Here is a 13,270-nt window from a genome sequence, read left to right as displayed (position 1 = left end):
GCGTCAATTGCGACGGGGTGAGCGATCACCCTTTCGTGTGCTTTTCACCAAAGACCTCAAGGGAGTTGGGAACGGCGCCGACAAAGGATGCGTGAGTACCCTTGCGCACACCATGATGACCGCCGCCCGCTCCGCCGACTCCGGCCTCGCGAACCCGGGCGAACTCGACCGCTACCCCTACGCCGAGGCGCCCGCCGTCGACCGCGTCGGAGTGCCCGCCTGGGAAGGGGTGGAGAGCGAGCTGGGCCGCGTGGGCCGGCGTACCGCGGGCAGCCGTGGCCGCGGACTGCACGGGCAACTCGTCCAGCAGCTCGGCCAGATGATCGTTTCGGGCGACCTGGGCGCCGACCGCCCGCTGGTGCCCGAGGAGATCGGCCAGCGCTTCGAGGTGTCCCGTACCGTCGTCCGCGAGTCCCTCCGCGTGCTGGAGGCCAAGGGCCTGGTCAGCGCCCGCCCGAACGTCGGCACGCGCGTGCGTCCCGTCAGTGACTGGAACCTGCTCGACCCGGACATCATCGAATGGCGCGCCTTCGGGCCGCAGCGCGACGACCAGCGCCGCGAGCTCAGCGAGCTGCGCTGGACGATCGAGCCGCTCGCCGCGCGCCTCGCCGCCGGGCACGGGCGGGAGGAAGTCCAACAGCGTCTGTCCGACATGGTCGGGATCATGGGTCACGCCATGGGACAGGGCGACGCGCTCACCTTCTCGCGTGCCGACGCCGAGTTCCACACGCTCCTCATCCAGGTCGCGGGCAACCGCATGCTGGATCACCTCTCCGGGATCGTCTCCGCCGCGCTGCACGTCTCCGGCGGCCCGGTGACAGGCTGTGACCGGCCGAACGACGCGTCGCTGGCGCACCACGGCCGGATCGTCGACGCCCTCGCCGCGGGGGACGGCGCGGCGGCCGAGGCGGCCATGCGCCAGCTTCTGACCGTTCACCCCGAGGTGGAGCGCGTGGTGCCCGCCCCGCGCGAGCACTGACCGCGTTCTGCCGCAACGGCGCGGGCCGGGCACGCCAGACCCCTCCTATGGCTGTGGCCGGCCGGTTCGCCGCCACCCCGGACCCCGCGGAATCACTCGTGATTCCGCGGGGTCCGGGGTGTGATGACGGGCTGAGCCTCCTGGAGCGGCCGGGTCGCACTCGCCGGTGACCTTATTTATTCGTGTCTGACCGGTTTTGAACGCTTACGGGGTGTGACTCGGGCCACGCGGATTGGGCGTAACGCTCGTGGGAACAACGCGATGACCTAAGAGGTGACAGCCGCGGAGGGAATACGGACGCCGTTCATGGCGCTGTGCATCTCCCCGGCTCGCCCGCGCCGTCGGCCCACTCCCAAGCCGACGGTCGGCTCCTGTCCGTCGTGGACGGGGCCGGAAGCCGTTTTCCAACGTTCCGAGAGGTTGTTCGTGTCGGCCAGCACATCCCGTACGCTCCCGCCGGAGATCGCCGAGTCCGTCTCTGTCATGGCGCTCATTGAGCGGGGAAAGGCTGAGGGGCAGATCGCCGGCGACGACGTGCGTCGAGCCTTCGAAGCTGACCAGATTCCGGCCACTCAGTGGAAGAACGTACTGCGCAGCCTCAATCAGATCCTCGAGGAAGAGGGTGTGACGCTGATGGTCAGTGCCGCGGAGCCCAAGCGCACCCGTAAGAGCGTCGCAGCGAAGAGTCCCGCCAAGCGCACCGCCACCAAGACGGTCGCGGCGAAGACGGTGACCAGCAGGAAGGCCACCGCCCCCGCCGCCTCGGCGGCGCCCACCGACCCCGCCGGCGAGGAAGAGACGCCCGCCAAGAAGGCGGCGGCCAAGAAGACGACCGCCAAGAAGGCGGCGGTGAAGAAGACGACCGCCAAGAAGACGGCGGCCAAGAAGACCACCGCCAAGAAGGAAGACGGCGAGCTTCTCGAGGACGAGGCGGTCGAGGAGCCGAAGGCCGCGACGGAGGAGCCCGAGGGCACCGAGAACGCGGGCTTCGTCCTGTCCGACGACGACGAGGACGACGCTCCGGCCCAGCAGGTCGCCGCGGCCGGCGCCACCGCTGACCCGGTCAAGGACTACCTCAAGCAGATCGGCAAGGTCCCCCTGCTCAACGCCGAGCAGGAGGTCGAGCTCGCCAAGCGCATCGAGGCCGGCCTGTTCGCCGAGGACAAGCTGGCGAACTCCGACAAGCTCGCGCCCAAGCTCAAGCGCGAGCTGGAGATCATCGCCGAGGACGGCCGCCGCGCCAAGAACCACCTGCTGGAGGCCAACCTCCGCCTGGTGGTCTCCCTGGCCAAGCGCTACACCGGCCGCGGCATGCTCTTCCTGGACCTCATCCAGGAGGGCAACCTCGGTCTGATCCGCGCGGTGGAGAAGTTCGACTACACCAAGGGCTACAAGTTCTCCACGTACGCCACCTGGTGGATCCGTCAGGCGATCACCCGCGCGATGGCCGACCAGGCCCGCACCATCCGTATCCCGGTGCACATGGTCGAGGTCATCAACAAGCTCGCGCGCGTGCAGCGCCAGATGCTCCAGGACCTGGGCCGCGAGCCCACCCCGGAGGAGCTGGCCAAGGAACTCGACATGACCCCGGAGAAGGTCATCGAGGTCCAGAAGTACGGCCGCGAGCCCATCTCGCTCCACACCCCGTTGGGCGAGGACGGTGACAGCGAGTTCGGTGACCTCATCGAGGACTCCGAAGCGGTCGTCCCGGCCGACGCGGTCAGCTTCACGCTCCTGCAGGAGCAGCTGCACTCCGTCCTCGACACCCTGTCCGAGCGCGAGGCGGGCGTCGTCTCCATGCGCTTCGGTCTCACCGACGGTCAGCCGAAGACCCTCGACGAGATCGGCAAGGTGTACGGCGTCACGCGCGAGCGCATCCGCCAGATCGAGTCGAAGACGATGTCGAAGCTGCGTCACCCGTCGCGCTCCCAGGTGCTGCGCGACTACCTCGACTAGGTCGCGGTCGTACGAGCGGTCGTAAGAGCGACAGGGCCCGGTTCCACCAGGTGGGGAACCGGGCCTTCGCGTTGACCAGCGGGTGCGAGGCTCGGCGGGCTGGATCACTGTGGGTGTTCCATCGCAACGTGGAGTGAGGAGCCTGCATGCGTCGTCTCTTTGCCCGGGCACTGGTCCGGCCGCTGGTCCTGGCGGCCGCGGCGACCGCGATACCGCTGGTGTCCGCCGCCCCCGCATCCGCAGACAGTGTCGTCGTGGGAGGCTTTCCGGTCGAAGTGTCCGACAGTCCGTGGACCGTCGCCCTGTCCAGTCGTGACCGGTTCGGAGGTACGCGGGCGGGACAGTTCTGCGGGGGAGTGGCCGTCGGACGTACCACCGTGCTCACGGCGGCCCACTGCCTGGGCGAGGAGGTCCTCGGGTCGCCGCCCGAGCAGGTACGGGACCTGAGGGTCATCGCCGGCCGTACGGACCTGCTGTCGGAACGGGGTCACGAGATTCCCGTCCGTGACGTCTGGGTGAACCCGGCGCACGACGACGTCAGCAACGCCGGAGACTTCGCGGTGCTCACCCTCTCCGAAGCTCTTCCCGCCGGTTCGGTCATAGGGATGGCGGCAGAGGGTGACCCCGCCTACAGCCCCGAAACGGGGGCCCTCGTCTATGGATGGGGTGACACCTCGGGTGCCGGGGACTACGCGAACGGCCTGCGGGCGGCACGCGTGCGCGTGCTGCCGGACGCGCGCTGTGAGCGGGCGTACCCGGGAAGCGACGACGGACGGTATCTCGCCGGCAGCATGCTCTGTGCCGGCGAGGACGTCGGTGGCCGCGATGCCTGCCAGGGGGACAGCGGGGGGCCGCTGGTCGCCCGGGGGAGGCTCATCGGTCTCGTGTCCTGGGGGAGCGGCTGTGGACGCCCGGGCAGTCCCGGGGTGTACACACGCGTCTCCGCCGTCCTGCGGACGCTGGGATGGGACGACGCCGCCGCGCGGCAGCGCGGGGGCTTCTGACGGCCTCTGAGAGCCTTCCGGGCACGGACACGGGCGGCCGCCTCCTGGTTGCGGAGGCGGCCGCCCGTTCGGCCTGTGCCGGGCTGGCTCGTCGTCGGGCGCGGAGCGTCAGCGCTCTTCCTCGGCGGAAGATTCCGGAACGGCCGTCAGCCGCTCCGTCTCGTCCTGTATCTCAGCGGCGATTTTCTTGAGTTCCGGCTCGAACTTGCGCCCGTGGTGGGCACAGAAGAGCAGTTCTCCGCCGCTCAGCAGGACGACGCGCAGGTATGCCTGGGCGCCGCAGCGGTCGCAGCGATCAGCGGCCGTCAGCGGGCTTGCGGAAGTCAGAACAGTAGTCACGTCGCCTCTTCTCTAGCTCGACGAGCTGTCGTACCAGGGTCAACATCCAACCAGCCCCAAAACGTTCCCGCTCGTGGCTTTTCCTCGAAAAAACTTTCCGAGGGGCCGGCTGTTGCCGGTTGGCGGCGAATGTGCCGTATTGCGTGTCTCTGTGTCGTACGGGTTCGCGCTGTCGGTCAGTGTCAGTCCCGCCGGCTGGGTTGCCGGTTTGTTCAAGAGGACGTGCCCGGAGCCTAAATGGTTCATGCGTCGAAGGGAACGTGATGTGTACTTCACCCCATCGAGGGATCGAACAGGCATGCGACGCTGGACTAGGGTGAGCTCGCGACGAGGGTGGCGTTACAACGGCTCTACCAGGCCTCGGTACCCTCTGACCGGAGAACCGAGCCGCGCCCTTACCCAGCGGGGCCCCATCTGAAATTCAGCGAGGAGCGAACCGCGTGACCGCCGAGACATCCGTGCCGTCCACTGCGCTGCTGGCAGGAGCAGACCGGGACGGATCCAACTACACCGCGCGGCACCTGCTCGTCCTCGAAGGGCTCGAGGCCGTGCGCAAGCGTCCGGGCATGTACATCGGATCGACCGACAGCCGTGGCCTGATGCACTGCCTGTGGGAGATCATCGACAACTCCGTCGACGAAGCCCTCGGCGGTTACTGCGACCACATCGAGGTGATCCTCCACGACGACGCGTCGGTGGAGGTCCGGGACAACGGCCGGGGCATCCCGGTCGACGTCGAGCCCAAGACAGGCCTGTCCGGCGTCGAGGTCGTCATGACCAAGCTGCACGCGGGCGGCAAGTTCGGCGGCGGCTCGTACGCAGCCTCCGGCGGTCTGCACGGCGTCGGCGCCTCCGTGGTGAACGCCCTGTCCGCCCGCCTGGACATCGAGGTGGACCGCAGCGGGAACACGAATGCCATCAGCTTCCGGCGCGGCGTTCCCGGCGCGTTCACGGGGGCGGGCCCGGACGCGAAGTTCGAGGCCGGGAGCGGGCTGCGCAAGGGCAAGAAGATCCCCAAGAGCCGCACCGGCACGCGCGTGCGGTACTGGGCCGACCGGCAGATCTTCCTGAAGGACGCCAAGCTCTCCCTGGAGAACCTGCACCAGCGGGCCCGCCAGACCGCCTTCCTGGTGCCCGGCCTGACCATCGTCGTACGCGACGAGTTCGGTCTCGGTGACGGCGGCAGCAAGGGCGAGGAGTCCTTCCGCTTCGACGGCGGCATCAGCGAGTTCTGCGAATTCCTGGCCGGCGACCGGCCCGTCTGCGACGTCCTCCGCTTCAACGGGAACGGCAGCTTCAAGGAGACGGTCCCGGTCCTGGACGAGCACGGTCAGATGACGCCCACCGAGGTCACCCGTGACCTCGGGGTCGACGTCGCGATGCGCTGGGGCACCGGTTACGACACCACCCTCAAGTCGTTCGTCAACATCATCGCCACGCCCAAGGGCGGCACCCACGTCGCGGGCTTCGAGCAGGCGGTGGCGAAGACGATGAACGAGGTGCTGCGGACCAAGAAGATGCTGCGCGTCGCCGAGGACGACATCGTCAAGGACGACGCCCTGGAGGGGCTGACGGCGGTCGTGACGGTCCGCCTCGCCGAGCCGCAGTTCGAGGGCCAGACCAAGGAGGTCCTCGGCACCTCGGCGGCCCGCCGGATCGTGAACAACGTCATCACCAAGGAACTCAAGGCGTTCCTGACCTCCACCAAGCGCGACGACGCCCAGCAGGCCCGCGTGGTCATGGAGAAGGCCGTCGCCGCGGCCCGTACCCGTATCGCCGCCCGTCAGCACAAGGACGCCCAGCGCCGCAAGACGGCCCTGGAGTCCTCCTCGCTGCCGGCGAAGCTCGCCGACTGCCGCAGCGACGACGTCGACCGCAGCGAGCTGTTCATCGTCGAGGGCGACTCCGCGCTGGGCACGGCGAAGCTCGCCCGGAACTCCGAGTTCCAGGCACTGCTGCCGATCCGGGGCAAGATCCTCAACGTCCAGAAGTCGTCCGTGACCGACATGCTGAAGAACGCCGAGTGCGGCGCGATCATCCAGGTCATAGGAGCCGGGTCCGGCCGTACCTTCGACATCGACGCGGCCCGCTACGGCAAGATCATCATGATGACCGACGCCGATGTGGACGGCTCCCACATCCGCACCCTGCTGCTGACCCTGTTCCACCGCTACATGCGGCCCATGGTGGAGGCCGGCCGGGTCTTCGCCGCGGTGCCGCCGCTGCACCGCATCGAGCTCGTCCAGCCCAAGAAGGGCCAGGACAAGTACGTCTACACGTACTCCGACCGGGAGCTGCGGGACACGCTCATGGAGTTCCAGAGCAAGAACATCCGGTACAAGGACTCCATCCAGCGCTACAAGGGTCTGGGCGAGATGGACGCCGACCAGCTGGCGGAGACGACCATGGATCCGCGGCGCCGCACCCTGCGCCGGATCAACCTCACCGATCTGGACTCCGCCGAGCAGGTCTTCGACCTGCTGATGGGGAATGACGTCGCTCCCCGCAAGGAGTTCATCTCCAGTTCGGCGGCGACGCTGGACCGGTCGCGCATCGACGCGTAACCGCGCGTGACCGTGGAGGCGGTGCGCTACGTGCACAGGGAGGGGCTCGTGCGGCCGACGAGGCGGCACAGTCACCTGAAGGGGTGAAACGCGAGGGGAAGAAGAGTAAGGGATCTTCCCGTTCTGTCCATCCTTGGGCATGCAGTCAAGCAACGATCGCCTCCGAGGCGCCGGGGGCGGTTCCGAAAGCGCGGTCGACCACCGCGACGCCCCGGACCGGCTCCTGGCCGAAGCCTCCCCGAGTCCGGGGTACGACGACCCCTGGTACGACGTCCTCGCCTCCGGCTGGGGCGAGTCGGCCGGGGCGGAGTCCGCGGAGCCGGCGCCGGGCCGGGAACCGGCGCCGGAGCCGCACCGGGCCGCGGCCGACGTGTACCTGGAGGTTCAGCGCAGCGCGGCGTTCCAGGAGGTTCGCGGCCGGTACCGCGGGTTCGTGGTGCCGGCGGTGGCCGCCTTCCTCGTGTGGTACGTCGCCTACGTGGTGGCCGCCACGACGATGCCCACGCTGATGTCCCGGCCGGTGGCCGGGGCGATGAACGTGGCGATGCTCGCCGGGCTCGGGCAGTTCCTCAGCACGTTCCTGCTCACCTGGGCGTACACCCGGCACGCCCGGCTGCGCAGGGACCGGGCCGCGCTCGAACTGCGCTGGGACACCCAGGAACTGACGCGCGGCGCGCGAGGCGGTGCGTCGTGACGGACGATCACCAGACGTTGGCGCTGGTGCTGTTCAGCAGTTTCGTCGCCGTCACGCTGGCGATCACCACGTGGGTGAGTCGCAAGAGGCAGGGCTCGGCGGAGGAGTTCTACGCGGGCGGCCGCCTGTTCTCCCCGATGGAGAATGGTTTCGCCATCGCCGGCGACTACATGTCGGCCGCTTCCTTCCTCGGTATCTCGGGGCTCATCGCGCTCCACGGCTACGACGGCATGCTGTATTCGGTGGGCTTTCTGGTGGCCTGGCTCGTCGTGCTCTTCCTCGTCGCCGAACTCGTGCGCAACTGCGGGAGGTTCACCCTCGCCGACGTCGTGGCGGCACGGATGCGGGAACGACCGGTGCGGATCGCGGCCGGAACCTCCTCGGTCACCGTGTCGGTTCTGTACCTGGTGGCGCAGATGGTGGGCGCGGGCAGCCTGGTCGCGCTGCTGCTCGGCGGCACCAGCGAGACCGCGCGGACCTGGACCGTCGTAGGCGTGGGCGCCCTCATGGTGATCTATGTGTCGCTGGGCGGAATGCGGGCCACCACCTGGATCCAGATCGTCAAGGCGGTGCTGCTGCTGGGCGGCACCGTGGCCCTGACCGCCCTTGTCCTGGTGCGCTTCCACGGGGACGTCGACCGGCTGCTGCGCACGGCGGCCGAGCGCAGCGGTCACGGCGAAGCCTTCCTGGCGCCCGGGCTCGCGTACGGCGGGGACTGGACCTCGCGCTTCGACTTCATCAGCCTGGGGCTCGCCCTGGTGCTGGGCACGGCCGGGCTGCCGCACATCCTGTCCCGCTTCTACACGGTGCCCACCGCGCGGGCGGCACGGCGGTCCGTCGTCTGGGCGATCGGCCTCATCGGCGGCTTCTACCTGATGACGATCGTGCTCGGATTCGGCGCCGCCGCCCTGGTCGGGCCGGATGCCGTACGCGCGTCGAACGCCGCCGGGAACACGGCGGTCCCGCTGCTCGCCCTCGACCTGGGCGGCGGCACGGGGTCCACCGGGGGAACGATCCTGTTCGCGGTCGTCGCCGCCGTCGCCTTCGCCACCATCCTCGCGGTGGTCGCCGGCGTCACCCTGGCCTCCTCGGCGTCCGTGGCCCACGACCTGTACGCGTCCCTGCGGCGCCGCGACGCCAAGCCGCGCAGTGAGGTCGCCGTGGCCCGTGTCGCCGCCGTCGGTATCGGCGCCGCCGCGATCGCCCTCGGCCTGCTCGCCCGCGACCTCAACGTCGCCTTCCTGGTGGGTCTCGCCTTCGCCGTCGCCGCGTCCGCCAATCTGCCGGTGCTGCTCTACTCGCTTTTCTGGCATGGCTTCACCACACGGGGTGCCGTGTGGGCCGTCTACGGCGGTCTCGTCCCGGCCGTGCTGCTCGTGTTGCTCTCCCCCGTCGTGTCGGGCAGCCCGCAGTCGCTGTTCCCGGGCGTCGACTTCCAGTACTTCCCCCTGCGGAATCCCGGCCTGGTCTCGATCCCACTGGGCTTCGTCGCGGGCTGGCTCGGCACGGTCACCTCGCGGGAGGTCCCGGACGAGGCCAGGCACGCCGAGACGGAGGTACGGTCGCTGACCGGGGCGGGGGCCGTGTGAGAGCGGGCGCCGTGCAGGAGGCGGAGGCGCGCTTCGCTCCAGTGATGCCCCGGTGATCCTCAGGCGCGGGTCGCCCACTCGTAGCGGTGCTCCGGGCGGCCCGCGTCGCCGTACTTGAGGGTCAGTCTGGCCCGTCCCGTGCGTTCCAGAAGCTTCAGGTAGCGCTGAGCGGTCTGCCGGCTCACCCCGGTCCGCTCGGCGATCTCCTGGGCCGAGAGAGCGCCGTCGGCCTTCATCAGACACTGGCGCACGAGCTCGGCGGTGGTGGGGGAGTGCCCCTTGGGCAGCCCCGGCTCCGACGGCGCGGAGAGGGCGCCGAAGATGCGGTCGACCTCCGCCTGCTCCGCCTCGCCACCGCCGTCGAGCGTGCGCCGCAGCTCCGCGTACGCCACCAGCTTGGCGCGCAGCCCCGCGAAGGCGAACGGCTTGACCAGGTACTGCAGGGCCCCCTGGCGCATCGCCGCCTGGACGGTCGACACGTCCCGTGCCGCCGTCACCATGATCACGTCGGCCTGGAGGCCCCGCCGCCGCATCTCCTGGACGACCTCCAGACCGGTCCGGTCGGGCAGGTAGTGATCCAGCAGGATCAGATCCACGCGGGGCAGCGTCTCCACGCCGCGCAGCGCCTCCAGCGCGCTGTGCGCCTCACCGGCGACGTGGAAGCCGGGGACCTTCTCGACGTAGGCGGCGTTGACCCGCGCGACCCGCGTGTCGTCGTCCACGACCAGGACCTCGATCATCGGGACTCCTCCTCGGCAGCGGTGTTCACGGGCGTGGTGTTCGCGGGAGTGGTGTTCAAGTGGGTGGTGCTCACGGGTGCGGTGTTCACGGGTGCGGTGCGGGCGGGTCCCAGGTCCGGTCCGGCCAGTGCCTCGGGCAGTTCGACGACGAACTCCGCGCCACCGCCGTGCGCCTCGCCGACGGTGGCGCTGCCGCCCTGCCGCTCGGCCAGCCTGCGTACCAGCGACAGCCCGATGCCGCGCCGGCGATGCGCCGGCGGCTCCTTGGTGGACCAACCCGCCGTGAACACCAGCTCGCGGTGTTCCGCGGGAATGCCGGGCCCGGTGTCCCGCACCCTGAGCGTGGTGGCACGTCCCCGGGTACGCAATTCGACCTCCACGCGCGCGTGTGCCGTCCCCGCGACGGCGTCGAGCGCGTTGTCGACCAGGTTGCCGACGATCGTGACGAGTCCCCTGGGGTCGACCAGAAGGTCCGGGAGCCGCGTCCGGTCCGACACCCACAGGGCGACTCCGCGTTCGGCCGCGACGGTCGCCTTGCCGACCAGCAGCGCGGCGAGCAGGGGATCCTGGATCCGCTCCGTGATCTGCTCCGCGGTGACCCGGTGGTCGCCGACCACCTCGCCGACGAACTCCACGGCGTCGTCGTACATCTCCAGTTCGAGCAGTCCCAGCAGGGTGTGCATGCGGTTGGCGTGCTCGTGGTCCTGCGCGCGCAGGGCGTCGATCAGGCCGCGCGTCGAGTCCAGCTCCCGGCCGAGCTGCTCCAGCTCGGTGCGGTCGCGCAGGGTGGCGACGGCACCGCCGTCGTCGGTGGGCATCCGGTTGGCGACCAGGACGCGCTGGCCGCGCACGGTCAGCAGGTCGGTCCCGGCCACCCGGCCGGCCAGGACGTCGGCGGTGCGCCCCGCGCCGAGAGCCTCGTCGGGGGAGCGGCCGACGGCCTCGCCCCCGATGCCCAGGAGACGCTGCGCCTCGTCGTTGAGCAGTCGCACCCTGCCGCCGCGGTCCAGGGCGACGACACCCTCCCGGATGCCGTGCAGCATGGCCTCGCGCTCCGCGAGCAGGCCCGCGATGTCGGAGAAGGCCAGGTCCCGGGTCTGCCGCTGGACCCGACGGGAGATGAGCCAGGCGGCCAGCGCGCCGACGGCCAGGGCGCCGCCGGCGTACGCGAACAGGCCGGGGATGGCGTGGATCAGCCGGGCCCGGACGCTGTCGTACGCGATGCCGACCGAGACGGCGCCGACGACGGCGCCGCCACTGTCGCGCAGGGGTACCTTGCCGCGCGCGGAGCGGCCCAGGGTGCCGTCGTCGATCTCCATGACCTCACGGCCGGCCAGGGCCTGTCCGGGGTCGGTCGAGACGATCTCGCCGATCCGCTCCGGGTCGGTGTGCGACCAGCGCACGCCCTGCCGGTCCATGACGACGACGTACTCCGCCTTCGTGGCCTTCCGGATCCGCTCCGTCTCCTGTTGCACCGGGCCGTCGGGCGCGGGCCGGGTGGTGTGCAGGTCCCGTACCACCTGTGGCTGCTGGGCGGTGGTCTGCGCGATCGCGAGTGCCCGGCGCATCGCTTGGTCGTCCAGTTGGTCACTGAGCGGAGCCAGGAACAGCCCGGTCGCGAGCACGGCGACTCCCGCGGCGATCGCCAGCTGCATCAGCAGCACCTGCGAGAACACCCGCCGCGGCAGGCCGAGGCGCAGGCGGCGTACGGGGGGAGTGGGGCTCATACCCATGACCGTACGTGGGAGGTGGCGGCCTGCCGTAGAGGGGTGTGGCGCGGATCTCCCGAGCGTGCGTGACAGGGAGGGCCCGGTCGAGGCCTTCGCCGCCCTCCGGCATCCGCTCGCCGCCCGGGTCCGCGACCTCAGCTCGCGAGGGCCGCCGTCACCGACAGTTCGCGTACCGCGACGACCTCCATCCGCGCCGGCGAGCCCAGCACCGACGCACCGCAGCTCTCCGGACGCGGTGGCGCCGACGCGTCCTGTGCGACGGTGACCCGCCAGTTCCGGCCGTCGGCGTGCGCCAGGGTCACCTCCCAGCGCGGTGCGGCGCCGTCCGTCCGTACGACGCTCAGCGCCTGGGCCGCGTCCTCGCCCACGGCCCGGCGCACGGCCAGCTCGGCCGCCTGGCCGGGGCGCTCCCACGAGGAGTTCCCGCGGCAGCCCTCGACGACGATCCGGCCCTTGCGCGCACCGTGCAGGATCTCCTTGACCGCGGGGGCCTGGACCCGGCCGTACGCGTAACCGTGGGGCAGTACCAGCACCGTCGGTGAGAAGCGGTGACCGCCCAGATGGGTGACCTCCCAGACGCTCTCGGTCCCGGACGCGGCGAGCTCGGCCGCCAGCGGCCGGCCGAGGAGGGCGCAGCACCGGTCGCGCTTGCCGTTGGTGCAGACGAGAGCGAGCGGATCACCGAGGTGGGGACCGCCTTGGAGTACCGAGCCGAAGGTACGGCTGTCGCCCCTGGCCAGCGCGGCGAAATCGAGGCCGAGCAGTCGGCGGGGGTCCGTGAGTGTGGTGCCGTGCAGCCATACGTTTCCCGGCACGGTGTGGGCCGCGTACACCCGGCGCCCGGCCGGAGTGCCGCGGTCCGCGTGGCGCCCGGGCCGACGGATGAGCGCGATACGTACGCCCGTGCCCTTCACCGCAGCGTCCAGGGCACGTCCCAGCCTGGGATCGAGGTGGCTCGAGGTGAGCGCCTTGGCGCCCCACGGGCCGGGTTGTTCGAGCAGCAACCAGGTCCTCGCGACGGGTGCGGTGCCCGGGAGGGGCTCGTCGAGGTCCCGGGAGACCGTTGAGCACGTACTCACAGAGGTGAGCCTAACCTGACTTGCGTCGCGGCGGCTTCGAGCCGCGCCTGAGCGCTGCTCCGGTAGTGGCCGGGGCGGCCTCGGGTGCGGGTGGAGCCTGCCAGGCCACGAACTCGGCCGGCATGCCGGCGGTGGGCTGAGCATGCGATCGGCCTGGTGCCGTTCGGGCGCCAGGCCTGGTCGGGAGACGTCGAGCGAGGACGGGGTGCCGGGCTGCTCGGCGGTGAGGGTGTCCGGCGCGGACGGCGGTGGATGCGGCCGGAGACCCGAACGGTGACGTCAGACGTCGGGGATGTCCGCCTTGGCGCGGATCAGGGTTTCCCGGCTGACCACGACGATGCGTTCGTAGTCGGCACGGGCGGCGTCGGCGGGCAGCTCACGCTCCAGCGCATCGGTGGCCTCGGTGCCGATGACGGCGAAGTTGCCGTCGCTCAGTTCGAACACGTCGGGGCAGGTGGAGCCCGTGGTACTGCCACGGGCACTGGGAGGCACACCGATGCGGCGCACGATCTTCAAGGGTACCGGTCCTTATAGACAAGGGGCTGGCAGAGTGACGAATGCACACGCTACTGGCTGTGGGGAAGTCACTGTGACCG

At 70.5% G+C, this 13,270-nt stretch carries 11 protein-coding genes; 6 read left to right on the top strand and 5 right to left on the bottom strand.

Annotation, left to right across the window (positions count from 1 at the left end; translation table 11 throughout):
• The first annotated feature begins 91 nt into the window (after window positions 1-91).
• The 3 genes from whiH to QC283_RS29285 all read left to right on the top strand — a co-directional run bounded on the left by whiH (window position 92) and on the right by QC283_RS29285 (window position 3,939).
• Entirely contained in the window at window positions 92-979 is an 888-nt protein-coding gene (gene whiH / locus QC283_RS29295) for a sporulation transcriptional regulator WhiH (RefSeq protein ID WP_279564725.1), read from the top strand.
• Window positions 980-1,405: 426 nt separating this feature from the next.
• Entirely contained in the window at window positions 1,406-2,935 is a 1,530-nt protein-coding gene (locus QC283_RS29290; protein ID WP_279564724.1) for an RNA polymerase sigma factor, read from the top strand.
• A 146-nt stretch (window positions 2,936-3,081) separates the two neighbouring features.
• On the top strand, window positions 3,082-3,939 hold the full coding sequence (locus tag QC283_RS29285) for a S1 family peptidase (RefSeq protein ID WP_279564723.1): 858 nt from the start codon (window positions 3,082-3,084) through the stop codon (window positions 3,937-3,939).
• Between the two features lie 108 nt (window positions 3,940-4,047).
• Here QC283_RS29285 and QC283_RS29280 read toward each other — a convergent pair whose 3' ends face one another.
• Window positions 4,048-4,278: a DUF7455 domain-containing protein gene (locus QC283_RS29280; RefSeq protein ID WP_031035360.1), complete on the bottom strand. Its 231-nt coding sequence runs from the start codon at window positions 4,276-4,278 to the stop codon at window positions 4,048-4,050.
• A gap of 440 nt (window positions 4,279-4,718) precedes the next feature.
• Here QC283_RS29280 and QC283_RS29275 point away from each other — a divergent pair, with 440 nt between their 5' ends.
• From QC283_RS29275 to QC283_RS29265, 3 genes are all read left to right on the top strand, one after another.
• On the top strand, window positions 4,719-6,842 hold the full coding sequence (locus QC283_RS29275) for a DNA gyrase/topoisomerase IV subunit B (RefSeq protein ID WP_279564722.1): 2,124 nt from the start codon (window positions 4,719-4,721) through the stop codon (window positions 6,840-6,842).
• Window positions 6,843-6,981: 139 nt separating this feature from the next.
• Window positions 6,982-7,536, top strand: coding sequence for a DUF485 domain-containing protein (locus tag QC283_RS29270; RefSeq protein WP_279564721.1), 555 nt, complete (start codon window positions 6,982-6,984; stop codon window positions 7,534-7,536).
• The gene (locus tag QC283_RS29265; RefSeq protein ID WP_279564720.1) at window positions 7,533-9,125 is read left to right on the top strand and encodes a solute symporter family protein; all 1,593 of its coding nucleotides are present in this window, start codon (window positions 7,533-7,535) and stop codon (window positions 9,123-9,125) included. Before QC283_RS29270 ends, QC283_RS29265 begins: the two co-directional genes overlap by 4 nt.
• Window positions 9,126-9,184: 59 nt before the next feature.
• Here QC283_RS29265 and QC283_RS29260 read toward each other — a convergent pair whose 3' ends face one another.
• From QC283_RS29260 to QC283_RS29245, 4 genes are all read right to left on the bottom strand, one after another.
• On the bottom strand, window positions 9,185-9,865 hold the full coding sequence (locus QC283_RS29260; RefSeq protein WP_279564719.1) for a response regulator: 681 nt from the start codon (window positions 9,863-9,865) through the stop codon (window positions 9,185-9,187).
• A complete protein-coding gene (locus QC283_RS29255) occupies window positions 9,862-11,592 on the bottom strand; it encodes a sensor histidine kinase (RefSeq protein WP_279564718.1) in 1,731 nt (576 codons plus the stop codon). Before QC283_RS29255 ends, QC283_RS29260 begins: the two co-directional genes overlap by 4 nt.
• A gap of 137 nt (window positions 11,593-11,729) precedes the next feature.
• Window positions 11,730-12,674 (bottom strand): sucrase ferredoxin, encoded by a 945-nt coding sequence (locus QC283_RS29250; protein WP_279564717.1) that lies wholly within the window; start codon window positions 12,672-12,674, stop codon window positions 11,730-11,732.
• Between the two features lie 279 nt (window positions 12,675-12,953).
• Window positions 12,954-13,190, bottom strand: coding sequence for a hypothetical protein (locus tag QC283_RS29245; protein ID WP_279564716.1), 237 nt, complete (start codon window positions 13,188-13,190; stop codon window positions 12,954-12,956).
• Window positions 13,191-13,270: the final 80 nt, after the last annotated feature.

The organism is Streptomyces sp. DH41 (assembly GCF_029813785.1).
Taxonomy (GTDB): domain Bacteria; phylum Actinomycetota; class Actinomycetes; order Streptomycetales; family Streptomycetaceae; genus Streptomyces.
The sequence above is the reverse complement of the archived record's forward strand: the minus strand, read 5'-3'. Positions and strand labels throughout refer to the sequence as shown.

Excerpts from the sequence above, each read along its gene's own strand:
- QC283_RS29285 (WP_279564723.1), top strand. The coding sequence starts at position 3,082 with ATGCGTCGTCTCTTTGCCCGGGCACTGGTCCGGCCGCTGGTCCTGGCG.
- QC283_RS29270 (WP_279564721.1), top strand. The coding sequence starts at position 6,982 with ATGCAGTCAAGCAACGATCGCCTCCGAGGCGCCGGGGGCGGTTCCGAA.
- QC283_RS29260 (WP_279564719.1), bottom strand. The coding sequence starts at position 9,865 with ATGATCGAGGTCCTGGTCGTGGACGACGACACGCGGGTCGCGCGGGTC.
- QC283_RS29255 (WP_279564718.1), bottom strand. The coding sequence starts at position 11,592 with ATGAGCCCCACTCCCCCCGTACGCCGCCTGCGCCTCGGCCTGCCGCGG.